This window comes from Geomesophilobacter sediminis (assembly GCF_016458275.1).
Lineage (GTDB): Bacteria > Desulfobacterota > Desulfuromonadia > Geobacterales > Geobacteraceae > Geomesophilobacter > Geomesophilobacter sediminis.
In genome coordinates this window covers 1-203 of record NZ_JAEMHM010000072.1, presented here as the reverse complement: position 1 = coordinate 203, position 203 = coordinate 1, and the positions used below count along the sequence as shown (strand labels likewise).

General features: G+C 64.0%; 1 protein-coding gene. It reads right to left on the bottom strand.

From position 1 onward, the window contains the following. A partial coding sequence (locus JFN93_RS25360) for a hypothetical protein (protein ID WP_199387182.1) occupies positions 1–203 on the bottom strand: 203 nt, incomplete at both ends.

Below are 203 nucleotides of genomic sequence, written 5' to 3'. Positions count from 1 at the left end.
ATTTCTGCGGTGCTCAGGGCCTGGACGTGAGCGGTATCAAGGCCGGCGATCTGGGCCGTGGTCATTGCCTTGACCTGTGCGGTGGTCAGCAGGGAAATGTTGTCGGTGCTGATCGCCGCCACCTCGGCGGTGGTCAGGGCTGCTACATCCTGAGTTGCCAGAGCGCGGAGCTGATCGGAACCAAGGGCTGCGATGCCGGTGGC